At 40.9% G+C, this 23,277-nt stretch carries 16 protein-coding genes and 1 tRNA gene; 9 read left to right on the forward strand and 8 right to left on the reverse strand.

The window, feature by feature from the left end:
- Nucleotides 1-73 precede the first annotated feature (73 nt).
- Both ACZM60_RS01740 and ACZM60_RS01745 read right to left on the reverse strand, forming a co-directional pair.
- Nucleotides 74-418, reverse strand: coding sequence for a hypothetical protein (locus ACZM60_RS01740; RefSeq protein WP_340320016.1), 345 nt, complete (start codon nucleotides 416-418; stop codon nucleotides 74-76).
- 495 nt (nucleotides 419-913) lie between these two features.
- Nucleotides 914-987, reverse strand: a tRNA-Asp gene (locus ACZM60_RS01745).
- Between the two features lie 255 nt (nucleotides 988-1,242).
- On the opposite strand from ACZM60_RS01745, the gene hisH reads away from it, so the two are divergent.
- From hisH to lysA, 7 genes are all read left to right on the forward strand, one after another.
- The gene (gene hisH, locus ACZM60_RS01750; RefSeq protein WP_489520640.1) at nucleotides 1,243-1,833 is read left to right on the forward strand and encodes an imidazole glycerol phosphate synthase subunit HisH; all 591 of its coding nucleotides are present in this window, start codon (nucleotides 1,243-1,245) and stop codon (nucleotides 1,831-1,833) included.
- 28 nt (nucleotides 1,834-1,861) lie between these two features.
- Nucleotides 1,862-2,581 carry a 1-(5-phosphoribosyl)-5-[(5-phosphoribosylamino)methylideneamino]imidazole-4-carboxamide isomerase gene (gene hisA, locus ACZM60_RS01755; protein WP_489520641.1) on the forward strand — a complete coding sequence of 240 codons (720 nt, stop codon included), beginning with the start codon at nucleotides 1,862-1,864 and terminating at the stop codon, nucleotides 2,579-2,581.
- A gap of 18 nt (nucleotides 2,582-2,599) precedes the next feature.
- Complete coding sequence (hisF, locus tag ACZM60_RS01760; RefSeq protein ID WP_021971996.1) at nucleotides 2,600-3,355, forward strand: imidazole glycerol phosphate synthase subunit HisF; 756 nt, start codon at nucleotides 2,600-2,602, stop codon at nucleotides 3,353-3,355.
- Between the two features lie 23 nt (nucleotides 3,356-3,378).
- A complete protein-coding gene (hisIE, locus tag ACZM60_RS01765; RefSeq protein WP_021971995.1) occupies nucleotides 3,379-3,990 on the forward strand; it encodes a bifunctional phosphoribosyl-AMP cyclohydrolase/phosphoribosyl-ATP diphosphatase HisIE in 612 nt (203 codons plus the stop codon).
- Nucleotides 3,991-3,995: 5 nt separating this feature from the next.
- On the forward strand, nucleotides 3,996-4,676 hold the full coding sequence (locus ACZM60_RS01770; RefSeq protein ID WP_489520642.1) for a cell division ATP-binding protein FtsE: 681 nt from the start codon (nucleotides 3,996-3,998) through the stop codon (nucleotides 4,674-4,676).
- 118 nt (nucleotides 4,677-4,794) lie between these two features.
- Nucleotides 4,795-6,117, forward strand: a complete 1,323-nt coding sequence (locus ACZM60_RS01775) for an aspartate kinase (RefSeq protein WP_021971993.1) — start codon at nucleotides 4,795-4,797, stop codon at nucleotides 6,115-6,117.
- 71 nt (nucleotides 6,118-6,188) lie between these two features.
- Nucleotides 6,189-7,349 carry a diaminopimelate decarboxylase gene (gene lysA / locus ACZM60_RS01780; RefSeq protein ID WP_021971992.1) on the forward strand — a complete coding sequence of 387 codons (1,161 nt, stop codon included), beginning with the start codon at nucleotides 6,189-6,191 and terminating at the stop codon, nucleotides 7,347-7,349.
- A gap of 451 nt (nucleotides 7,350-7,800) precedes the next feature.
- On the opposite strand, the gene ACZM60_RS01785 is transcribed toward lysA, so the two are convergent.
- Together ACZM60_RS01785 and ACZM60_RS01790 are read right to left on the reverse strand one after the other, a co-directional pair.
- A complete protein-coding gene (locus ACZM60_RS01785; protein ID WP_489520643.1) occupies nucleotides 7,801-9,708 on the reverse strand; it encodes a SusD/RagB family nutrient-binding outer membrane lipoprotein in 1,908 nt (635 codons plus the stop codon).
- A 20-nt stretch (nucleotides 9,709-9,728) separates the two neighbouring features.
- Nucleotides 9,729-13,145 (reverse strand): SusC/RagA family TonB-linked outer membrane protein, encoded by a 3,417-nt coding sequence (locus tag ACZM60_RS01790; protein ID WP_489520644.1) that lies wholly within the window; start codon nucleotides 13,143-13,145, stop codon nucleotides 9,729-9,731.
- Nucleotides 13,146-13,757: 612 nt separating this feature from the next.
- Between ACZM60_RS01790 and ACZM60_RS01795 the strand changes: the two genes are divergently transcribed.
- Both ACZM60_RS01795 and ACZM60_RS01800 read left to right on the forward strand, forming a co-directional pair.
- On the forward strand, nucleotides 13,758-16,400 hold the full coding sequence (locus tag ACZM60_RS01795) for a valine--tRNA ligase (protein WP_489520645.1): 2,643 nt from the start codon (nucleotides 13,758-13,760) through the stop codon (nucleotides 16,398-16,400).
- 241 nt (nucleotides 16,401-16,641) lie between these two features.
- Nucleotides 16,642-16,896 carry a DUF4884 domain-containing protein gene (locus tag ACZM60_RS01800; protein ID WP_340319113.1) on the forward strand — a complete coding sequence of 85 codons (255 nt, stop codon included), beginning with the start codon at nucleotides 16,642-16,644 and terminating at the stop codon, nucleotides 16,894-16,896.
- A 14-nt stretch (nucleotides 16,897-16,910) separates the two neighbouring features.
- Here ACZM60_RS01800 and ACZM60_RS01805 read toward each other — a convergent pair whose 3' ends face one another.
- The 4 genes from ACZM60_RS01805 to secA all read right to left on the reverse strand — a co-directional run bounded on the left by ACZM60_RS01805 (nucleotide 16,911) and on the right by secA (nucleotide 23,205).
- Nucleotides 16,911-17,909, reverse strand: coding sequence for an MBL fold metallo-hydrolase (locus tag ACZM60_RS01805; protein ID WP_021971987.1), 999 nt, complete (start codon nucleotides 17,907-17,909; stop codon nucleotides 16,911-16,913).
- Between the two features lie 43 nt (nucleotides 17,910-17,952).
- On the reverse strand, nucleotides 17,953-18,402 hold the full coding sequence (locus ACZM60_RS01810) for a hypothetical protein (RefSeq protein ID WP_340319114.1): 450 nt from the start codon (nucleotides 18,400-18,402) through the stop codon (nucleotides 17,953-17,955).
- A gap of 62 nt (nucleotides 18,403-18,464) precedes the next feature.
- A complete protein-coding gene (locus ACZM60_RS01815) occupies nucleotides 18,465-19,454 on the reverse strand; it encodes a DUF6340 family protein (RefSeq protein ID WP_418585925.1) in 990 nt (329 codons plus the stop codon).
- A 454-nt stretch (nucleotides 19,455-19,908) separates the two neighbouring features.
- Nucleotides 19,909-23,205, reverse strand: coding sequence for a preprotein translocase subunit SecA (gene secA, locus ACZM60_RS01820; protein ID WP_340319019.1), 3,297 nt, complete (start codon nucleotides 23,203-23,205; stop codon nucleotides 19,909-19,911).
- Between the last annotated feature and the right edge of the window lie 72 nt (nucleotides 23,206-23,277).

Below are 23,277 nucleotides of genomic sequence, written 5' to 3' on the forward strand. Positions count from 1 at the left end.
CCATTGATGGTTTCTATTGACCTCAATGGCGGATACTGTTTTTATATAGAACTTCATCGATGAAGTTCATACTTTATAAATTACGATCAAGCAAAAGAGCCAGCGGATAAATATACTTATTATAAATCTTTAGTTTTTCCAAATCTACCCTATTGCCAGCATAAGGATTATTAGCCTCATTATAAAAAAAGATGTCGGTCACATCTCCATTCCGAACAATACGGTCGCCCAACTGAGGTATATCCTCTACATCAAAGTTTTCCAAAGGGAGCATATCTACCCGGCAGGGTATGTCATTACCCAGCAAATTCATGTTATGATTGAAAAGGACAAAACCTCTTCGTTTGAAGTCCAGACGTATACCGTAAGGACGTCCCGTCAAAAAAGCGTCGGCCGCTTTTACCATATAATTTTCCATATTTGCTTTGCTATTCAAAAGGCAGTGCAAAATTAGGACTTTTTCGAATAAACCAAAAACAAGCTAACATATTTTTACGAACAAAGAGACGTTAAAATCTCACACCGCACAAACATTAGATTGTTCATATGCAGTAATGCAGCATCACCTTAAAAATGAGAATAAAAGCTATCGAATATATCTTGACACGAACGTGATATGGCCTCATCACAAACGTGACGATACCAAAGCACGAAGGTGTCAATATCTCATCACGAACGTGTCAAGCTAAAAACAAAACCTACTTCTACTTAAAATCATTTCTATATTTTTCACTACATACCGTTACAATAATCAGACGTCAATTTTTCTGTAACGATTTGGTAACGGAACTTTGTCCGAAGTGGGCTGTTTGATGTCCTTGGATTGGCACTTACAGGACATAAAAAAAGCCCACAATTCATTGAAATTGTGGACTTTGTCGCTTTCAGGCTCTCAGTTGTCCTTGAGCCTCAGCGGTGCGTACGGGACTCGAACCCGTGACCCCATGCGTGACAGGCATGTATTCTAACCAACTGAACTAACGCACCATTAAATTTTTGTTTTTATTGCTTTCTCTCTCGATTGCGGATGCAAAGGTACAACTTTTTTCTTAACTTGCAATAGCCCGCATTCAAATTCTTCATTTTCCATTATTATATTTTTTACATAAAGGTTAAATATCACACACCTTTTTAGAAAGACTTGTTACACACAAAGCTTATTAACGAACTTTCTGTTATAAATAATAGGAAGTTCACAATAATTCGTTACTTTTGCAAAAACTACAAATTAAACAAAAAAGGATGAATGTAGCTATTATAAAATACAATGCCGGCAATATCTTCTCTGTCGACTATGCATTGCGTCGCTTGGGGATAGAGCCCATTATTACTGCAGATAAAGAAATTCTACAAAAAGCAGATAAGATAATCTTCCCAGGCGTAGGAGAAGCCCGAAACACTATGCATTATCTAAAGGAGAACCAACTCGATATTCTCATTAAAGACTTGAAGCAACCCGTATTAGGTATTTGCCTGGGCATGCAGCTTATGTGTAGCCACTCTGAAGAGGGAGATGTAGACTGTTTGGGCATATTCGATGCAGAAGTAAAACGCTTCCATTCTTGGCAGCATGAAGACAAGGTCCCTCACATGGGATGGAATACCATTACTCACCTCCAGAGTAAATTATTCGAAGGCTTAGGCAATGAGGAATTTGTCTACTTTGTGCATAGTTATTACGTTCCTTTAAACGAATGTACCGCAGCCCAGACCGACTATATTCTGCCTTACAGTTCGGCATTGCACAAAGATAATTTTTATGCCACACAATTTCATCCTGAAAAAAGCGGGAAAAACGGAGAAAAAATCCTTTCTAATTTTCTCGATTTATAAACATACCTCAACCGATATTTAGCATATTATGATAGAATTCATTCCAGCCATTGATATTATAGATGGGAAATGTGTACGCCTTTCACAAGGCAAATACGATTCTCAAAAGGTATACAATGAGAATCCTGTGGAAGTTGCCAAGGAATTTGAAGCATACGGAATCAGCCGTTTGCATGTAGTCGATTTGGATGGAGCAGCTTCACATCATGTTGTAAATTATCGTGTACTCGATAGAATAGCCAGTCAGACCTCATTGATAATCGACTTTGGGGGAGGCGTAAAAAGTGATGAAGATTTAGCGATTGCTTTCGAGAACGGAGCCCAGATGGTCACATTGGGAAGCATTGCCGTAAAACAGCCGGAAACACTCTGCCAATGGCTGGACAAATACGGTAATGAAAAAATCATTCTCGGAGCCGACGTAAAAGACAAAAAAATAGCAATCAGCGGATGGAAAGAAGAAAGCTCGCAAGAGTTAATGCCATTTTTGGACTACTATATTAAGAGAGGAATAACTAAAGTTCTCTGTACCGATATCAGTCGGGACGGAATGCTGGAAGGGCCTTCCACCCCACTCTATAAAGACATTATGGCAACTTATCCTGAGTTGCACCTGATAGCAAGTGGAGGCGTAAGCAGTCTTGATGATATTTTGAAGCTTCACGAAGCGGGTATTCCTGCTGTCGTCGTGGGAAAAGCTTTGTACGAAGGTAAAATATCACTCGGAGAACTAAGCCGTTATATTTAAATAAAAGACAATAATATCATGTTAGCAAAACGTATCATTCCATGCCTGGACATTAAAGACGGCCAGACTGTAAAAGGAACGAACTTTGTCAACCTCCGCCAAGCGGGCGATCCGGTGGAGTTAGGCAAAGCATACAGTGAGCAAGGCGCAGACGAACTGGTATATCTGGATATAACCGCCAGCTACGAAGGCCGTAAAACGTTTACGGAATTGGTGAAACGCATCGCTGCTCATATAAACATTCCTTTCACCGTAGGAGGAGGTATCCATGAACTGAATGATGTAGACCGCCTGCTCAATGCCGGAGCTGACAAGGTTTCCATTAACTCTTCGGCCATCCGCAACCCACAACTGATAGACGATATTGCGGCTCACTTCGGTTCGCAAGTATGTGTCGTCGCCATTGATGCCCGACAGACTGCAAACGGATGGAAATGCTATCTGAATGGTGGCAGAAAAGAAACCGACAAAGATCTCTTTGACTGGGCGCACGAAGCAAATGAACGCGGAGCCGGTGAGATATTGTTTACAAGCATGGATCACGATGGCGTGAAAAACGGCTATGCCAATGAAGCTTTGTCACGGCTCAGTGATATGCTGACAATTCCCGTCATCGCCTCGGGAGGTGCAGGATGTAAGGAGCATTTTAAAGATGCTTTCATAAAAGGGAAAGCCGATGCAGCACTGGCAGCCAGTGTTTTTCACTTTGGAGAAATTTCCATTCCCGAATTAAAATCATACCTTTGCAAAGAAGGAATTAATGTCAGACTTTAAAACAACAAATTAAATAATATAATATGGAATTAGATTTTGGTAAGATGAACGGACTTATCCCCGCCATCATTCAAGATAACTACACTCAAAAAGTATTGATGCTGGGCTTCATGAACGAAGAAGCTTACAACAAAACAGTAGAAACAGGTAAAGTAACTTTCTTCAGCCGTACCAAAAATCGTCTGTGGACTAAGGGAGAAGAAAGCGGTAACTTCTTGTATGTTGTTTCCATTGCCTCCGACTGTGACAACGACACGTTACTGATAAAGGCTAATCCAGCTGGTCCGGTATGTCACACCGGAGCTGATACCTGTTGGGGAGAAAAGAACGAACAAGATATCATGTTCCTGAAAGAATTACAAGATTTCATCGACAAGCGTCACGAAGAAATGCCCGAGAAATCATACACTACCAGCTTGTTCAAATCCGGCGTCAATAAAATGGCACAGAAAGTAGGTGAAGAAGCTGTAGAAACCGTAATAGAAGCATGTAACGGTACCGATGAACGCTTGATTTATGAAGGAGCAGATTTACTGTATCACCTTATCGTGCTACTTACATCAAAAGGCTACCGCATTGAAGATCTGGCACGTGAATTAAAAGAGCGTCATAGCGAAAACTGGAAGAAGCATTAATCTATATGGAAGAACAACCACTTATCCTTTATAAAGGAGTAGATATCAATCAGCAAGAATTGGGTGTCCTGAACGATGTAAATTTCGAGCTGAAAAAGGGAGAGTTCGTCTACTTGATAGGTAAAGTAGGAAGTGGAAAATCAACCTTTCTGAAAACCATCTATGGCGAACTTGAGATATGCGGAGGAGAAGCTTACGTCTTAGGATACGACATGCGTACCATCAAACAAAAGGATGTTGCCGGATTACGAAGGAAATTAGGCATTGTCTTTCAGGATTTCCAGCTCCTGACCGACCGTACCGTACACGACAACCTTGATTTTGTACTGAGGGCAACCGGCTGGAAACAAAGACAGGAAAGAGAAAACCGTATCGACGAAGTATTGCACCTGGTAGGTATGGAAAACAAAGGATACAAAATGCCCAACGAACTTTCAGGCGGAGAACAACAACGTATTGTCATCGCACGTGCCATCCTAAACAAGCCGGAAATCATCCTTGCTGATGAGCCGACTGGAAATCTTGACGTAGAAACGGGACGGAATATTGTCAGTCTGCTTCAAGAAATCTGTTCGCAGGGTTCGGCCATCATTATGACGACCCACAACCTGAACCTTCTTACAGAGTTTCCAGGCAAAGTGTATCGCTGCGAACAACACCATCTGCATGAAGCAAATGAATACTAAAAAAGACAAATTGTTACACATTTTATCAACATTACTTGAAAATAACTATAAAATATTCGTATATTTGCGCACAAAAGAAAGAGTATTTTATAGAACAATTAAAATTCGAAACTAGAAAATGAAAGTCTTAAAGTTTGGAGGAACATCAGTAGGCTCTGCACAGAGAATGAAAGATGTTGCCAAATTAATTACTGATGGCGAGCAGAAAATAGTAGTATTGTCTGCAATGTCGGGTACAACCAACACACTGGTTGAAATTTCGGATTATCTATACAAGAAAAATCCCGAAGGAGCAAACGAAGTTATCAATAAGCTGGAAGCTAAGTATAAACAGCATATTGATGAGCTTTTCTCTACTGAAGAGTACAAACAAAAGACTCTGGAGTTCGTAAAATCGGTATTCGACTATATCCGATCTTTCACAAAGGATATATTTACACTGTTCGAAGAAAAAGTAATTTTAGCTCAGGGTGAAATTATTTCGACTAATATGGTGACAAATTACCTTTGCGAACAAGGTGTAAAGGCTGTTCTTATTCCAGCTTTGGAATTTATGCGCACAGACAAAAATAGTGAACCCGATTTGAACTATATCCGCGAAAAGCTGTCAGCACAGCTCGAAGCACATCCAGGACAGGAAATATATATTACACAAGGTTTTATTTGCCGTAACGCTTACGGAGAAATAGACAATTTACAGCGAGGTGGAAGCGATTATACTGCTTCTTTGATCGGTGCAGCCATCAATGCTTCTGAAATTCAGATCTGGACTGACATTGACGGTATGCATGACAATGACCCGCGTGTAGTAGACAAAACTTCTCCTGTTCGTCAACTGCATTTCGAAGAAGCAGCTGAATTAGCATATTTCGGTGCAAAGATTCTGCACCCTACATGTGTACAACCAGCTAAATATGCCAATATTCCTGTACGTCTGCTCAACACCATGGAACCCAGCGCTCCAGGTACACTCATTTCTAATGAGACAGAAAAGGGTAAGATAAAAGCAGTTGCAGCCAAAGATAATATTACTGCTATTAAAATTAAATCGAGCCGCATGCTGCTGGCACACGGTTTCTTGCGCAAAGTATTCGAAATATTCGAAAGCTACCAGACCCCTATCGATATGGTCTGTACTTCGGAAGTAGGCGTTTCCATGTCCATCGACAATACTAAGCACCTGAACGAAATCGTAAACGATCTGAAAAAATACGGTACAGTTACTGTAGACCATGACATGTGTATCGTTTGTGTAGTGGGCGATTTAGAATGGGAAAACATCGGCTTCGAGGCAAGAGCCATTCAGGCAATGAAAGATATACCTGTACGTATGATTTCGTACGGTGGAAGTAATTACAACATCTCTTTCCTGATCAGAGAGTCTGACAAGAAGAGAGCCTTACAAGCTTTAAGCGACGTATTATTCAACAACAATAAATAAATCCTCATAAGAGAAACGGACGATACAATTTACCTTTAAATTATGTCGCCCGTTTTTTTAACTTTATATATATGAAAGGAACATTTCCAATTAATAAATTCCGTGAATTAGAAACTCCATTTTACTACTATGATGCAAACTTACTGCGAGATACGCTGAATGTTATACGCACAGAAGCTGCTAAGTATAATAAATTTTGCGTACACTATGCAATAAAAGCCAATGCAAACCCCAAAGTACTAAGCATTATTCGCGAACATGGCTTGGGAGCTGACTGCGTAAGTGGAGGTGAAATCTCTGCCGCTATCAAAGCTGGATTTCCTGCAAGTAAAATAGTATATGCTGGAGTCGGAAAAACCGATCGTGAAATCAATTTAGGATTAGATTATGATATTTTCTGTTTTAATGTCGAATCTGTCCCTGAATTGGAAGTAATTAATGAACTGGCAGCTGCAAAAGGAAAAATCGCACGTGTAGCTTTCCGTATCAATCCCGATGTAGGCGCACATACACATGCAAATATAACTACAGGATTGGCCGAAAATAAATTTGGTATCAGCATGCAGGACATGGATAAAGTTATTGACCGTGCGCTCGAAATGAATAATGTGAAATTTGTCGGCCTACATTTTCATATTGGTTCCCAAATTTTGGATATGGGCGACTTCGTTGCTTTATGCAACCGCGTCAATGAGCTGCAAGAAAAACTTTATGCCCGTCAGATTATTGTTGAACATATAAACGTAGGCGGTGGATTGGGAATCGATTATGCGCACCCTAACCGTAAACCTATCCCCGATTTTGCAGATTACTTCGCTACATATCACAAACATCTGAAATTGCGTCCTCAACAGACATTACACTTTGAACTGGGACGAGCTGTAGTAGGACAATGCGGAAGCCTCATCACGAAAGTAATTTATGTAAAACAAGGTACCAATAAACAGTTTGCCATTGTCGATGCAGGTATGACCGACTTGATTCGCCCGGCTCTTTATCAGGCATACCATAAAATTGAAAATATCACGTCTGACGAAACGCCAGAAACATATGATGTAGTAGGACCTATTTGTGAATCTTCGGATGTATTTGGAAAAGCTATCGACTTAAACCGCGTAAAGCGTGGTGATATTATAGCGTTGCGTTCTGCCGGAGCATACGGCGAAATTATGGCTTCAGGTTATAATTGCCGTCCTTTACCTAAAGGATATACATCGGACGAATTGATCTAAGGAACAAATATTTCTTTATTAATAAAGAAATCACATTTCTCATAAAATAGCTGCATTAGGTTTTAAACATGCACACTTTTTCCGCTTCTTTATACCTACAAGTATGAAGGAGCGGAATTATTTTCTCACTAAGAGTTATTCCGTAATCCCTCCACTTTGTCAATGCAGTTCCAATAATATAGCTTAAATATATCAACAAAAAAGGATTACTATTGGAGGTATAATTTTTTAATATTATCTTTGGAATGGATAACTTGATTCCCTAAATAAAATTAGGGAAAGGGGCAAGTCTTGGCTGATAGAAGTTAGGGCTTGCCATTTTTTTTATTGATTACAAGGCTTCCAACCTAATAAAAATAAAACCAGCCCAAGAATACGCATTCTGCGTACACTCGGGCTGGCCAGAAAATTAATATTTCGTGAAAGCTCTAAACAGCTCCACAATCAATCATTAAAAATTAGGACCTGCACCAAATTCAGGAGCTCCATTATCGTACCATACACGTTCTTTATTCAAAATTTCAGCATTACTTCCAATTGTGAATCCTTCATCTTTCAAAGCCTGCTGATAGTTATTATAGTTCTGATCGGTAGGATCACCACTAAACATCGGACAACGTCTTGGCAAGATATAATCAGCTCCATCTTTTCTGAAGTTTTCAAATTTCAAATACTTAGAAGTCTTGGTAGGTACACCACTTCTACGCATAGAAACATACATATCGTTTGGCATAAATATGAAGTTCAAACGCTGCTGAATGTAGACCTTTTCCAAATCATCTGTACCATTCAGTTTATATGCATCTTTAGTTAACAATGCGTCAAGTTCACCATTTTTCAAACCGATAGTTGCCTCATTTGCATCAAAAGCATTATCATAATATGGAATATGATTTGCACCAGCAATGTAGTCCCATGCTTCTACAGAGTTTTTGATACCATCGTTAAAATAGGTCTGAGCAGACTGAGGCAAGGTTGCACCCACCAATTTCAATTCTGCCAAATACAAATTAACTTCACCTGCAGAGAAATACATTGCATAGAATGGACGGTCTGTCCTATCCTGCACAATTTCAGCTCCCGGTGCATCAGGGAATGTATAATCTCTATTTCCTTCATACATTTCCATCTGCATTGCTGAAGCAACTTCATAAGTTAATTCTGTATCATTCAGTATAACTTTGTGCAGTTTACCAGTCGGGTCATAATAATCTGTATAAGCTTCATCCGAAGAAGCATTGATGGTCAAAGGCATACCATAATAACGAACCCATGGTTCTCCTGGAGCCTTCCAGCCCCTAAAGACCTTCTTTCCGTTAACTACTTCGTAGTCAATCTTATCCATGATAAAATCAGGAATCTTAGACTCACATTTATCACCTAATTCTGCTTCAGAATCAAAGAATGCCTGAATTACTTTTGAGTTCAAATCATTCTTTGCAAAGAAGAAGCGCACACGTGGATCTTGATTCTGCACCATGAAATCAATCAAGACTTTCGTACCATAACCAGGTGTCGGATCTTCCTGACTGTGATACCACTCTGAACCCTGATTGTAAATAAAATTGTTAGAGCAGTCTGTACCGTTAGCTGTCAGCACATAATCTGAGTTATTAGTAACCTCTTGAGCTATTTCTAAAGCTCTCTTTTTATTCACGTGAAGCAAGCGAACTGCAACTTTAAGTCTTAACGAATTACAGAATGTAGCCCACTTCTTAGCATCACCCTGATATACATAATCCTGATATCCTAAAGAAATCTGAGAAACAGATTCACCGTTTACAACCACAGGATTAGACAATGTTTTAAAAGCCTGTACAAGGTCTTCATCAAATGAAGTAAACATCTCCTCCTGTGTATCATATTTAGGAGTCAGCAATGCCGGATCTGTATATCGAGCCAATGCAGCCTCACTATATGGCATAGAACCATACATGTCGGTATCCTGAATTCCCATATAGACAACTAATGTTTTCATCATAGCCTGCACATATTTATATTGAGCAGCCTTTACGGGATCTTCTTCTGACATCGTTTGAATCTGGTAATCAATCTCACGCATAATTTTAAGCACGCGCAATACATTACCTGTACCTGATGAGTTTGCAGGTTGATTCAACAAGTTGGTGTTACTGGTAACTGTTACTTGTCCCCAGTGTAGCATGTTGGTAAAGTCATAATACCATGACCAATAATCAGAAGGAATGAATTCATTCAAACCTTGAGTGAACAAATACCGAATATCCGGGGTTGTCACAATAGACGGATCAGTATTTATTTCTGCAAATTTGTCCATACAGCTTGAAAAGCTTAATGAGCCAATCAATGCAGTACCTAATAAATATTTTAATTTCATCATTGCAAGTCTTAAATAGTTAATTAAAAATCGACATTAATTGTAAACATGAAGTTTGCAGTGTAAGGATTGTAAGAACGTATACGGAATTCGCCTGAGCTGTTACCACGTACAGATTCCGGATTTACGTTATTAGGCAATGAATTATAGAGATAACATAAGTTACGTCCTGTAAGAGAGCAGCCTAATCCTTTCGCTCCTATTTTCTTTGCTATAGACTGTGGGAAATTGTAACCAATTGTGATTTCACGCAAAGCAATATAACTTAATTCATGTACCCAGTCGTCATTAATTACACCTGTACTCCAATCGTTACGATAATAATGATAAGCTCCTGCATGCATCGGCTCCAACCATCCATTATCTACACAAGCCTGATAACTCATGCCTGATACATCATGAGAATTTCCATCCGCACCTTTGATTGTTGTACCCTGAGCAAATACACCTTCTGGAATTACACCATCTGTATAAGTAAAGCCATAGCTATCGGATTTAACACCTGGAGCATCCATCCACTGAGAAGTCCATGTAATACCACCATGCTCGGCATCACGATATCTCAAAGAGTTGCCGGTATAACCAGTTGTTGTACCGTAACGGTTTGCATAGATTGCAACAAGACCTCCTACACGAGCATCCAAAGCTACACGTAAATTCCAATTTTTGTAACGCAAAGATGTGCTTAATGAAGCCAAGAAATCAGGGTTCATATCACCTACAACTTCTACTTCACCAGAACGTAATGCATAAGCTGCTCTATCATATTCTTCCCATGTCAACAGAATATTACCGTTTTCATCTCGTTTTGGCATGATATCAGACATCAACAAACCGTAAGCTCCACCTACACGGGCTACAGATCCGATACGATAATCATACAAATTAACCTGACCTCTCAATGCATAATAGTCACCTACACTTTCGTGAAGTTCTACAATCTTACTTACATTCTTTGTGAAAGTCAAATCAAGACCCCATTCCCAGTCTTTATTACGGAAAGGAACTGTATTTAAAGCGAGTTCAACACCTTGGTTCTGAATATTACCGGCATTGATCATTTGATTGTCGATACCAGATTCACTAGGAACCGGCAATGACAAAATCTGGTCCTTAGTATTCTCTTTATAGTAAGTAGCATCCAAACAGATACGGTCGTTCAATACACGGAAATCAAGACCTACTTCCCAAGAGTTTTTACGTTCAGGCTTCAGATCGAGTGCATACAATGTACTAGAAGAGAACTGGTTGGTATAAATATTACCATTTGCAGTTTTGATTGTACCCAAGTTATATCCCTGATTGATTGCATAAGGATCGGTATCATTACCAACCTGAGCCCATGACGCACGCAGTTTAGCCAATGAAATCCAGCTCGGCATCTTTATTGTATTGTTAACCAGCCAAGATCCTGATACTGATGGATAGAAATATGAGTGATTACCTGTCTTATTTGCATAAACAAGAGCTGAAGACCAGTCATTACGACCTGTAATATCCAAGTAAACTTGATCTTTCCATGAAGTGTTTATAGCAAAGACAGCAGACATCATACGTTTTGTACCCTGTATTTTTCCTGAATAACTAGGAGTATCCTTACTGTTATTGATAAAATACTGACCCGGTACAATCAATCCATTGGTAGTTGACAAAGACATATACTGTTCTGTCTTATTGTAATATTCACCACGCAAGAATCCACCAAGAGTAAAATCTTTAATAGTCTTGTTGAATGTAAATGTTCCAGCAGTAGTAAACTGTTCTTTCATAAAGCTGCTCAAGCCATACGAACCACCTTCATTAGCATATCCGCTACCTAAAGACTTACCTTCGTAATTTTGAGTATATACGTTCATATTAGCCTCTGCCTTAAAGCTAACCCAATCTGTAATTTTATAGTTAACTTCAAAAGTAGGACGTATAACGTATTCCTTATATACATTATCAACTTCATTCAAATTCCACCACAAGGTTTTAACGTTACTTGGAACATATCCATAAAGGTCACCGTAGTCGGTACTTGCAAGACCACCATGTTCACCTTTGTATTTATCTGACCAGTATTCTGGGTTTACAAAGTTAGGTATTCCAGAGTATACAAAATAAAGACCGATTTCCGATGCAGCATTTCTTGGCTTAGAGTGAGAAAAGCTAACAGAACCCGCAACATCTAATTTGTCACTAATCTTATAAGATCCTTTTAACAAGAATGCATATCTCTCAAATGTATTGTTAGGCGTAGTAGCCTGTACATTTTTATATGACAAAGAAGAATAATAATTGACTTTTTCATTTCCACCACGAATAGAAACATTGGTGTTGGTATTAAAACCAGTCTGGAAATATTCCTTCATACCGTTTTCGTAAGGGCTGAATGTAGTCATAGTTCCATCGTAGTTTTCCATTTCCCGACCATCAAATTTAGGTCCCCATCCATAAGATGTATTAGGTGCACCCTTCAAAGTATATACACCTTCTGCATTTTGGTAAAGTCCGTTGGCATCCCATCTGTTACCATATGCAGATCTTTCACCAGGCCAAAGACCATAACCATATTCAGTCTGTACATCAGGCGTAGCTGTAGTAACATCCCATCCAAAAGTCTGAGACAAAGAAACGCCAAAACCTTGCACGCCCTTTCCACTCTTAGTTGTGATAACCACAGCACCATTAAGACCTCTTGAACCATACAAAGCTGTTGCTGCCGCACCCTTCAATACAGAAACACTGGCAAAGTCATCGGCATTCAAGTTCTTTAATTCATTACCATAGTCACCAGGGTTTGCCGTCCAGTTCAGGTCATCATTACCAGATGTATTGTTATCCAAGATAACACCATCCACAACATAAATAGGCTGGTTGTTTCCACTCAATGTAGAGGCACCACGTATCTGGATTTTGGTTGCACCGAAAATACCACCATCTGATTGTGCGATTTCTACACCGGCTACTTTACCTTGCAGTGCTGCAACAGGAGAAATAGTGTTGGCAGCTTTCAGTTCTTCACCTTTTACTTCCGTCACCGCATATCCCAATGCTTTTTCTGCACGCTTCATACCTAAAGCCGTAACTACGACTTCATCCAAAGTCTGTGTGTCATCCTTCAGTGTAACATCAATAGTCTGACCATTCCATACGATTTCTTTAGTCTGATAGCCGACAAAAGAAATCTGGATAACATCTCCCTTTTTAACTCCTTGCAAAGAGAAATCTCCATCCATACCGGTAATAGTACCATTGGTAGTACCTTTTACGACAACTGAAGCTCCAATAACAGTTTCTCCGGTTGCATCTTTTACGACACCTTTACAAGTAGATGTCTGCTGCAATGAACTTTGAGTTGCATCAACTTCAGGCACAGCGACTGCGTATGCAACTCCTGTAGAAGAAACTCCTGCCAGAGCTAACAACATACTGACTGACTTGATTCGTTTTAACATAATCTGATATTTTAAGTTAAAGATTCTCAAATTAGAATAGGGCTATTTATTTTTTTAATGTAATTTTTGTATATTCTTACCATAACATTGAACAAAGATAATAATTTTTTTTATCATTCATTGTTTTTATATATATTTTTTTATAAAAAGCGAATAGAGAAAAAGAACTTTTACAAAAAGCAGACAATACCATTCCTCAACATCCCATTTTCAATTAAAACATACTATAATTCATGAGAAATAAGAACAATCGAACAAAGGTCTTGGCAAACCTATTCTGCTATATCTTTTATTAATTATTCTATTAAGTTGCCCGAAACATATAAAAATTTTATTATACAACCACCAAGACAGCATGTGAAAGTTTATTCCATGACATCCTAATTTAATTTTTAATGCTTATATATAAAATAAGGAGTATACACACAACCTGACACACAGGAATACCTCCATAAAATCCCCCTGCATATTCATCCGGCTCACCCAACAATACCCAATCAACAAATTTGCATAAAACCAATAACTTTGTCACAGATTTCCATTTTATCACTTTTTATTAGTACATTTGCAACTTGAAATTGCATAAAAACAAACATTAAAACGATATAGAAAATGGAATTAGCAAGTAAGTACAATCCCGCCGATGTGGAAGGGAAATGGTACCAGTATTGGCTGGACAATAAGCTTTTCAGTTCTAAACCCGACGGCCGTAAGCCATATACCGTCGTAATTCCCCCGCCAAACGTAACCGGAGTACTACACATGGGACACATGCTTAACAATACCATTCAGGATATTCTGGTACGCCGTGCTCGTATGACAGGTAAAAATGCCTGCTGGGTTCCGGGAACAGACCACGCTTCCATTGCAACAGAAGCTAAAGTTGTAAACAAACTGGCTCAACAGGGAATAAAGAAAACAGACCTTACCCGTGAAGAGTTCCTGAAACATGCATGGGCATGGACAGAAGAACACGGAGGTATCATTCTGAAACAGCTCCGCAAGCTGGGTGCATCATGCGACTGGGACCGTACTGCATTCACCATGGACGAGAAACGAAGTGAAAGCGTTATCAAAGTTTTCGTCGACCTATATAATAAAGGATTGATTTATCGTGGCGTACGTATGGTCAACTGGGACCCGAAAGCACTGACAGCCCTCAGCGATGAAGAAGTAATCTATAAAGAGGAACATAGCAAACTTTACTATTTGCGCTATAAAGTAGAAGGTGACCCAGAAGGAAGATATGCCGTTGTCGCAACGACACGTCCGGAAACCATCATGGGAGATACCGCAATGTGTATCAATCCTAACGACCCGAAAAATCAGTGGCTGAAAGGCAAGAAGGTTATCGTTCCGCTGGTAGGACGTGTCATCCCGGTTATCGAAGACGACTATGTAGACATCGAATTTGGTACTGGTTGCTTGAAAGTTACTCCTGCACATGACGTAAACGACTACATGCTGGGAGAAAAATACAACTTGCCCTCTATCGATATTTTCAATGACAATGGAACTATCAGCGAAGCTGCCGGAATGTATGTAGGCATGGATCGCTTTGATGTCCGCGAACAGATTGAAAAAGATCTGGCTGCTGCCGACTTGCTGGAAAAGGTCGAGGCATATACTAATAAGGTGGGCTTCTCTGAACGTACCAATGTTGCTATTGAGCCTAAGCTGTCTATGCAATGGTTCCTGCGCATGCAGCACTTTGCAGATATGGCTTTGCCTCCAGTTATGAATGACGAACTGAAATTCTACCCTGCCAAATATAAAAACACTTACCGTAACTGGCTGGAAAACATCAAAGACTGGTGTATCAGCCGTCAGTTGTGGTGGGGACACCGTATTCCAGCCTATTATTTGCCAGAAGGTGGCTTCGTAGTAGCAGAAACCCCTGAAAAAGCATTGGAACTGGCTAAGGAAAAGACCGGCAATCAGAACTTGAAAGTAGAAGACTTACGTCAGGACGATGACTGTCTGGACACTTGGTTCTCTTCATGGTTGTGGCCGATTTCTTTGTTCGACGGCATCAACAACCCGGGTAACGAAGAGATAAAATATTACTATCCGACTTCCGACTTGGTAACAGGTCCGGATATCATTTTCTTCTGGGTAGCACGTATGATTATGGCCGGCTACGAATATATGGGCGATATGCCGTTCAGAAACGTATACTTCACCGGTATCGTACGCGATAAGATCGGACGTAAGATGTCGAAATCGCTGGGAAACTCTCCTGATCCGCTGGATTTGATTGACAAATACGGAGCCGACGGTGTACGTATAGGTATGATGCTTGCCGCACCAGCCGGAAACGACATCTTGTTCGACGATGCACTGTGCGAACAGGGACGTAACTTCAACAATAAGATATGGAATGCTTTCCGTCTGGTAAAAGGCTGGCAGGTAGCCGACATCGAACAACCGGAATACGCTAAGCTGGCAACCGAATGGTTCGATAACCTGCTGGTTAAAGTATCTGCCGAAATGGACGATCTGTTCAGCAAATATCGTCTGAGCGAAGCCCTCATGCTGGTTTACAAATTATTCTGGGACGAGTTCTCAAGCTGGTATCTGGAAATGATCAAACCTGCATACGGTCAGCCTATCGATAAAAAGACATACGAAACAACTTTGCATTTCTTCGATGTACTGTTACGTCAGCTTCACCCGTTCATGCCATTTATCACCGAAGAATTGTGGCAGCACATTTACGACCGCAAGCCGGGAGAAAGTATTATGACAGCACAGTTGGAAACATTTGCCGGACGTGACCTGCAGGCTGCCAACGAACTCTGCAATACTTTCGACCAATTGAAGGAAATCATTTCGGGTGTCCGCAATATCCGCCTGCAGAAGAATATCGCACAAAAAGAAGCATTGGAAATGCTTGTACTTGGCGAAAATACTCAGCTGATGGCATATGCTGACGTTGTAAAGAAGATGGCGAACCTCTCTGCCGTAACGGTAGTAGAAAGCAAACCTGAAGGCGCAGCTTCATTCATGGTAGGTACCACCGAATACTTTATCCCGCTGGGTAATCTGATCGACGTAGAAGAAGAATTGAAGAAACTGGAAGCTGATTTGAAATACCAGGAAGGCTTCCTGCAGAGCGTCTTGAAAAAGCTGAGCAACGAAAAGTTTGTCAGCAAGGCACCGGCTAATGTCATCGAGATGGAACGCAAGAAACAATCTGATGCTGAAACCAAAATCGCAGCCCTGAAAGAAAGCATTGCTGCACTGAAAAAGTAATCAAGACATATCTCTATCATATAAAACTTGAGGCAGAAGTACATCAAACTCTGCCTCAAGTTTTTTTATTCTCCATCATTTCCTCAGATAAGCCCCTTTCAGCATACTGCCATAAAAATAAATTCCAGCCATAAACTTCGGTATAATCAGTATTTTGAATATATTTGTGAAAGCCAATAACCCCAAACATTTAAGTATGAAAATCAGTTTATTCTATATCAGCCTGTTATTTCTGTGCACAATGATACTTCCCTCTTGCGGCATAACAGGAATACCCATCCAGAATAAAGCACCTCAAAACAACGATACCTACACCGTAAGTTATCTGTTCGAACAGGATGGAGTAAAAGTTTATCGTTTTTATGACAGGGGGAATTATGTCTACTTCACCACAAAAGGCGAAGTGACAAGTATAAAGAACGACTCAACAGCCCAGCGGACCATCGTAATCCCCAAAGAAACTCTGCCCGAAACTTCCGGAAAGACAGTAAAATAAAAAATATCAGGAAATCAATGCTGATGACTGAGTTTGACAACTTCTCCTAATTCCGGGAGCAGAACAGGCATATTGCGTTTCCGCGCTTCTGCCGCAAACACGTGAGGAGGATCAAACAAAGGCTCATCCGACAAGTCGAAAGTCCCGTAATGCATAGGAATCGTTATACGGGCACCCATATCAGCCGAAGCCGTAAGCGCATCATAAGGAGAAATATGATTAGGCTTCATAAACCAGCGGGGCTTGTAGGCTCCTATCCCTATCATGCAATAATCTATATGTGGAAACAACTCCGGAAGTTCGCTAAAATGACGTGCATATCCCGTATCACCACTATTATAAATGGTAATGCCATCGGCTTCTATCATGAAGGCGCCCCACAAACGTTCTCCCCCATCGTTCACCCCACGCTTACTCCAGTGCTGGGCAGGTAGAAAAGTCAGGCGCAAATTTCCGTCACTATGCTGCTGATACCAAGCTGCCTCTATGACTTCCATCGTAGGAAACCAGCTCTTTATCAGTTCTCCCGTACCAATTCCGCAAAACAATTTCATCTGCGGATTATCGGCAAATAAACGGGTCACACTCGGTTTGTCGAGGTGATCGAAATGATCGTGACTAATCAGTAAATAATCGATATGCGTAAAAATAGAAGGATTGGCCGGAAACTGGCTTCTGCGCTTTACAAAAGGGATATTACCATATACCGGATCTATCATGAAACGCTTGCCACCCAGTTGCAGAAAAAAAGAATTATGCCCCAGCCATATCAATGAATTTCCAACGACACCGTCCAGCGAACGAAGAAAATGTACCTTAGGATCCCATTTTATCATTTTCTTTTCCTTCCGCTGAGGATTAGGGGAAAAACGCCATTTCAGCACACTACCCATTCCCGGACGCCAGCGATGCTGACGATTGAAGAACTTCCCTCTTGCTATCGGATTCCCTCTCCACCGAGGATTAATCGTCTGCAGGCGTTCATTCTTACGAAAGGTAATGCGTTCCCCCATGTCAATCAGATTTTGACAGTAAACAAATAGAACAAGCGGAATGCTATTTTTCCAATAAGTCTTTCAGAAAAGCATCCAGCTCTTCATCCAGTCCTTTCAGCAGTTCATCGTTCAGCAATAAGGTTTCCTCGTCATCTACCAGCAAAAGTTCGGCAATGGTTTCCTTTTCATCGTCAACCAGCACAAACGAATAAGGCTTCATCAGACATAATTTATCGAGCTCTCCCTCATCCTTCAGTACAGTGACTTCAGCACGAAGTATCGGCTCCACTTCTGCATAAAAATCTTCGCCGTCATAATCTACCCATTCATCGATGATGGTACGCGACAGTTCTTCATCATCATCGTTGAAGATGATAAGCTCTCCACTGTCCTGTTTAGGCTGCAAATGAATATCTGTTACAACCGAATTGTCATCTGTCGCGATATATCTGCCGATAGCTTCTTTCAATGTAGAAGCAATAGAAGCATGCGACTGTTCACTAATGTTCATCATGTCTATCGAATTTTATTACCTCAAATGTACAAAAAAAATCATTCGTGCAACAGATAATCTCAGAAATTGTTTCCAAAACGGCTCATTTGAGTGTTCAAATGAGGAAATTGCTTCATGCGTTCTGCCAGTTGTTCAGCATAAAATTTCCGTATAACGTCTTCATCCGAGCCGGCTGTAACCCGTTTTTCTACTTCTTTCAGCCACTTTTCAGCCTGAAGCAGGTCGCCCTGCATTTCGGAGGCCAGAGCCAGATTGAAAGCCGATTTTATTTTCAGTTTTTTCGATTTCGTCTGTTCGAACAATGACTGCCATAAATCGTGTGCACCCTGCCAGTCATTTTCATTTACACAGACAGCCGCATCGCGCATTTCCACACATCCTCCCGCATAATAAATACGTTCGGCATGTTTCCAGTAAGGAACCAGCATGTGCGTAAGCATATATGCCGAAAATGAAGCAGCCTCTTCCTGCATCTGACGGTCTGAAGGAGCCATACTGGCATCCCACTGCAAGCTGTCGGTCTTTGCAATAATGTTCATGGGGCGCTCACGCTCCGGTAGATAAAGGCTTAACACAGGAGTAACTTTAGCTTTTATCACCGACCAGGAGCCCGGCAAACCCGGATAAAAAATCTCATCACGTTCCGTCTGAATCTTTACCTGGTCAAGAGAAAATATGATGTCCGCATCCAGCTCCCCTGCAAGCTGAGTCACCTCCTCCTGCGTCAGTGCCCGTCTTCCCGACAGACCGGTTGCATTCAGGGCTGAATCACAAATCATTACCTGATTGAAGTATTTTGAATCGGCCAGCGCAGAAGCCAGCATCTCTGCCGATTTTTTCCCATTCCCGTTCATTTCTCCTAAAGTAAGCAACGTACGTTTTGCCTCAGGAGTCGACGGCATATTATTTACTACGGCAATGTTTTTTACCTGTTCAGGAAAACTTACTGTTGCCGGACATAACTGATCGAATGTCAATGTCTGTACGGAGCTGCAAGAGGCAAGGCAACACACCAGTGCAACCGCACATAAAGCATATATTTTCATCATGGTTTAGTTTTTAACTCTGTTAATCTTTAACTACAGTAAAGGCTACTGTAATTGTATAAATGCAAAGATAAAAAGATTTCGGGAATCGGACCTCGGTTCATTTTTTATTTTATTTATTTATCAATCTTTCAAAGTTTGTCATAGATATGCAGACAATTTGTCAGTTCCGGTATCACAAACATTTCATAAATCCCGTTCAATAAGTCAAGTCCAGAAGAGAAGCACCGAAAGCCATGCTGGAACCGTAAAGAAAAGATGGAGACATTCTACCGAAAATTTGTACAAATTTTTATTTTTTCTGTACAAAAAAAATTGAAACGTCGGCATCTTTTATAAAAAGACTTCCTGTTACGTAAAACTTTGTCTGATGAAACGTCTGGGCATAAAAAAAGAATGTCATTCCACAAATATCTTTTGCAGAATGACATTCCTTATATGGTTCAATAAGTTAAACTTATGCGTTACGTCCGTGACAGTTCTTATACTTCAAACCACTGCCGCATGGACAAGGATCATTACGGCCAACTGTCTTATCGGCGCGATAAGGTTCCTGCTTTGCCTCACGCGTATCACGTCCGGCAGCTTCCTGCTGATCAGGATCATTCAAGTCCTGTTTTTCCTCACGATACTGCTGGCGAGGACGTTCCGGTTCGGGAGCAGCCTCACGTACTTGTTCTGGTTCTTGAACAGGTATCTGTCCACGCATCAGGATAGAGATCGTATTGTTATTGATCTTGCTAACCATATTATCGAACAAATTAACTGATTCGAGTTTGAAGATCAACAGCGGATCTTTCTGCTCGTAACTTGCGTTCTGAACAGAATGTTTCAATTCATCCAACTCACGCAGGTTTTCTTTCCAGGCATCGTCGATAGTGTGAAGCAAAATTGCCTTTTCAAATGCCTTCACAATTGCTTTCGACTCTGTTTCATATGCTTCCTTCAGGTTGACAGATATGTTGTACATACGTTTACCGTCAGTAATAGGAATCATGATATTTTCATACATATGACCCTGAGCTTCGTATACTTGTTTGATTACCGGGTTGGCAATGGCAGCCATACGTTCTGTCTTACGTTTGAACAAAGCCATAGCTTCCTGGAATGTCTGCTCAGCCAGATCATCTTTCTTCTTGTTGCGGAAGTCTTCTTCGCTGAACGGTATTTCCATAGCCAAAGTCTGAAGGATTTCCATCTTGGCATCTTCATAATCCGGCTGTTCAACAGCATTTACGCAACGATCCCAAATCATATCGACAATATCCATACCGATACGTTCTCCCATCAGGGCATGACGACGTTTCGTATATACTACAGTACGCTGTTTGTTCATTACATCATCGTATTCAAGCAGACGCTTACGAATACCGAAGTTGTTTTCTTCAACTTTCTTCTGTGCACGTTCGATAGACTTGGATATCATGCTGTGCTCAATCATCTCGCCTTCCTTGAATCCCATCTTATCCATCCAGTTGGCCAGACGGTCGGAAGCGAACAGACGCATCAGGTCGTCTTCCAACGAAACGAAGAATACAGAAGAACCCGGGTCGCCCTGACGTCCTGCACGACCACGTAACTGACGGTCTACACGACGTGATTCATGGCGTTCTGTACCGATAATAGCCAAACCTCCGGCAGCTTTTACCTCCGGACTCAGCTTAATATCTGTACCACGACCTGCCATGTTGGTAGCAATAGTTACTGTAGAGCTCTGACCTGCCTTAGCTACAATTTCAGCTTCTTTCTGGTGCAGTTTCGCATTCAACACGTTATGTTGAATCTTACGCAAGGTAAGCATCTTACTCAACATTTCAGAGATTTCGACAGAAGTAGTACCAACCAGTACCGGACGTCCGGCTTTTACCATCTTTTCAATTTCTTCGATTACCGCTTTATACTTTTCACGTTTTGTTTTGTATACACGATCGTTCATATCGATGCGGGCAATCGGACGGTTTGTAGGAATAACTACTACATCCAGCTTATAAATATCCCAGAATTCTCCGGCTTCTGTTTCTGCTGTACCGGTCATACCCGAAAGCTTATGATACATACGGAAGTAATTCTGCAAAGTAATAGTTGCAAAAGTTTGAGTTGCAGCTTCAATCTTAACACCTTCCTTAGCTTCTACAGCCTGGTGCAATCCGTCGCTCCAACGACGACCGTCCATGATACGTCCTGTCTGTTCGTCGACAATCTTAACCTGTCCGTCCATAACGACATAATCAGTATCTTTTTCGAACATTGTATATGCTTTAAGCAACTGATTGATTGTATGAACGCGTTCTGACTTGATAGCAAAGTTTGTAAGTAGCTCGTCTTTCTTTGCAAGCTTTTCTTCATCACTCAATCCCTTTTCATTTTCCAAAGCAGAAAGCTGGGCCGCAATATCCGGCAAAACAAAAAGAGTCGGATCTTGTGAATTACCTGTAATCAGGTCGACACCCTTATCTGTCAAATCCACACTCTTCAGTTTTTCATCGATAACGAAGTACAAGGGTTCTACTGCCTCTGGCATACGTTTGTTGTTCTGCTCCATGTAGATTTCCTCAGTCTTCAGCATACCCGCCTTGATACCCGGTTCACTCAAGAATTTGATAAGCGGTTTATTCTTCGGCAAAGCCTTGTGACTGCGGAACAAAGCCAGGAATCCGGCTTCCACATCTTCTTTCTTATCGGATGCAATCAGACGCTTCGCATCAGCAAGATATTGTGTTGCCAATTTGCGCTGTGCTTCAACCAGACGTTCTACCAACGGACGAAGTACTTCAAACAATTGTTCGTCACCTTTAGGAACAGGACCAGAAATAATCAACGGAGTACGTGCATCATCAATCAATACGGAGTCGACCTCATCGACGATAGCATAATTATGCTTGCGCTGTACAAGATCTTTCGGGCTGACAGCCATATTATCACGCAAGTAGTCGAAACCAAATTCGTTATTGGTACCGAATGTGATATCTGCCATGTAGGCACGACGACGTGCTTCCGAATTAGGCTGATGCTTATCGATACAGTCTACACTCAAGCCATGGAACATATAGAGCGGGCCCATCCATTCAGAGTCACGCTTAGCCAGATAGTCATTGACTGTAACCACGTGTACACCATTACCAGTCAAGGCATTCAAGAATACCGGCAATGTAGCAACCAAGGTTTTACCTTCACCGGTAGCCATTTCCGCAATCTTACCCTGATGCAGTACAACACCACCAAATAACTGAACATCGTAATGAACCATGTTCCATGTCATTTCATTACCTCCGGCTACCCAATGGTTTTTCCAGATGGCCTTGTCGCCTTCTATACGGACGAAGTCCTTACCCTGAGCAGCCAAATTGCGGTCCATTTCAGTAGCAGTAACTTCAATTTCTTCGTTTTCACTTAAACGGCGAGCAGTATCTTTTACAATCGCAAAAGCAGTAGGGAGAACATCGTTCAAGGCTTTTTCATATTTTTCAAGAACTTCCTTCTCCAACTTATCTATTTGTGAGAAAATCGGCTCACGCTTTTCAATGTCTGTTTCCTCGATAGTAGCTTTCAGTTCTTCTATCTTCTTGTTTTCTTCAGCAGCCGATTCTCTGATATATTTCTTCAGCTCTTCGGTTTTGGCACGCAACTCATCGTGACTCAATTTAGCAATCTCCGGATAGACTTCTTTCACTTTATTTACCCACGGTTGAATTTCTTTCATATCGCGAGTTGCCTTATTTCCAAAAAGTTTGCTTATAAATTCGTTAAATCCCATTGTATATTGTTGTTTTTATTATTTCTAATTTGATTTATTCATTCAGTTTTCTGACGCACAAAGATAACTAAT

It is taken from the genome of Phocaeicola sp., assembly GCF_057861905.1.

Coding starts and splice junctions, on each gene's coding strand:
- ACZM60_RS01800 (WP_340319113.1), top strand. CDS start 16,642: ATGATACTTCCCTCTTGCGGCATAACAGGAATACCCATCCAGAATAAA.
- ACZM60_RS01770 (WP_489520642.1), top strand. CDS start 3,996: ATGGAAGAACAACCACTTATCCTTTATAAAGGAGTAGATATCAATCAG.
- lysA (WP_021971992.1), top strand. CDS start 6,189: ATGAAAGGAACATTTCCAATTAATAAATTCCGTGAATTAGAAACTCCA.
- ACZM60_RS01785 (WP_489520643.1), bottom strand. CDS start 9,708: ATGATGAAATTAAAATATTTATTAGGTACTGCATTGATTGGCTCATTA.
- ACZM60_RS01810 (WP_340319114.1), bottom strand. CDS start 18,402: ATGAACATTAGTGAACAGTCGCATGCTTCTATTGCTTCTACATTGAAA.
- ACZM60_RS01790 (WP_489520644.1), bottom strand. CDS start 13,145: ATGTTAAAACGAATCAAGTCAGTCAGTATGTTGTTAGCTCTGGCAGGA.
- ACZM60_RS01740 (WP_340320016.1), bottom strand. CDS start 418: ATGGAAAATTATATGGTAAAAGCGGCCGACGCTTTTTTGACGGGACGT.
- ACZM60_RS01805 (WP_021971987.1), bottom strand. CDS start 17,909: ATGGGGGAACGCATTACCTTTCGTAAGAATGAACGCCTGCAGACGATT.
- hisH (WP_489520640.1), top strand. CDS start 1,243: ATGAATGTAGCTATTATAAAATACAATGCCGGCAATATCTTCTCTGTC.
- ACZM60_RS01815 (WP_418585925.1), bottom strand. CDS start 19,454: ATGATGAAAATATATGCTTTATGTGCGGTTGCACTGGTGTGTTGCCTT.
- hisA (WP_489520641.1), top strand. CDS start 1,862: ATGATAGAATTCATTCCAGCCATTGATATTATAGATGGGAAATGTGTA.
- ACZM60_RS01775 (WP_021971993.1), top strand. CDS start 4,795: ATGAAAGTCTTAAAGTTTGGAGGAACATCAGTAGGCTCTGCACAGAGA.
- hisF (WP_021971996.1), top strand. CDS start 2,600: ATGTTAGCAAAACGTATCATTCCATGCCTGGACATTAAAGACGGCCAG.
- secA (WP_340319019.1), bottom strand. CDS start 23,205: ATGGGATTTAACGAATTTATAAGCAAACTTTTTGGAAATAAGGCAACT.
- hisIE (WP_021971995.1), top strand. CDS start 3,379: ATGGAATTAGATTTTGGTAAGATGAACGGACTTATCCCCGCCATCATT.
- ACZM60_RS01795 (WP_489520645.1), top strand. CDS start 13,758: ATGGAATTAGCAAGTAAGTACAATCCCGCCGATGTGGAAGGGAAATGG.